The sequence below is a fragment of the Flavobacterium sp. DW-iso2 genome (assembly GCF_058725285.1).
Genome location: NZ_JBZXDY010000070.1, coordinates 1 through 1,198, shown reverse-complemented (window position 1 = coordinate 1,198; position 1,198 = coordinate 1). Strand labels below are relative to the sequence as shown.

1 protein-coding gene is annotated in these 1,198 nt (G+C 32.8%); it reads left to right on the top strand.

Going from position 1 to position 1,198, the window contains the following annotated elements:
• Positions 1 to 55 precede the first annotated feature (55 nt).
• Positions 56 to 1,057, top strand: coding sequence for an IS30 family transposase (locus tag AC4PRO_RS18130; protein ID WP_074724800.1), 1,002 nt, complete (start codon positions 56 to 58; stop codon positions 1,055 to 1,057).
• Positions 1,058 to 1,198 lie beyond the last annotated feature (141 nt).

The window sequence follows — 1,198 nt, the reverse complement described above, 5'->3', positions numbered from 1 at the left end:
AGCAGAGTCAGGAATCTAACGCAATTTTAAGACAAAAAATACTTAAAATTGTAATATGAAAACAGCTTACAAAAGACTCAATCGTGACCATAGAATTCAGATTGAAAAACTAATTGCTTTAGGCAAAAATAACAAGCAAATTGCCACTACTCTATCGGTTCATCCAAGTACCATTTCCCGAGAGCGAAAAAGAGTGAGAAATGAGCCATACGATAACCTAAAAGCCGAAGTGAATTATGTTCATAATCTTCTAGATAGACGATTGGGAACATCCAAAATCAATAGCAATCCAAAGCTAAAGAATTTTGTATATTTACATCTAGAATTACATTGGTCACCAAAGCAAATTTCAGACGCTTTAAAACAATTTTATCCATTCGATTCAACAATGCAAATCTCACACGAAAGTATCTACTATCACATCTATATTCAGCCCAAAAAAGAGGTCGAAAAACTACTAATATCTCAATTGAGACAGAAGAGAAAGTATCGTGGGAATACCAGAAGAGGTGTTGATAAAAGAACAACAATTAAAGATCCAATTCGTATTGATGAAAGACCTGCTGAAGTACTTACTCGAGAAATACCAGGTCATTGGGAAGGCGATCTAGTGCTGGGAAAAAACAGAGAAAGTGCCATTGGAACACTAGTAGAAAGAACCACTCGATTTTTAATAATTGTACACCTAAAAAAGAAAGATTCAACCGCTGTTAGAAAGGCGTTTGAAAGTGAATTTAGAAAGCTTCCTACCAACTTAAAACTATCCCTAACTTATGATAATGGAACAGAGATGGCACAACATAAAACCTTTACTAAAAACAGCAAAGTAAAAGTGTATTTTGCTCATCCATATAGTCCCTGGGAACGACCAACAAATGAGAATACAAATGGATTAATTAGAGACTATTTTCCTAAAGGAACTGACTTTAATTTAGTAACAAAAAAGCAACTAAAAGAAATCCAAAATCAACTCAATGAAAGACCAAGAAAAACACTAGAATATGATTCTCCTCTAAACACAATTAGTCGATTATTTATGAATCAAAATTTTATATAAAATCATTGTTAATCCAAAATAAATCGTAGCTTTATTTTTTGAATTTAGAAAGCCTAAAGACAAACAAAATTGCTTTCTGAATTTGAAAAATAAGGCAAAACTTAATCGCCAAGAAATTGCGCTAGAAACTTGAATCCGCCT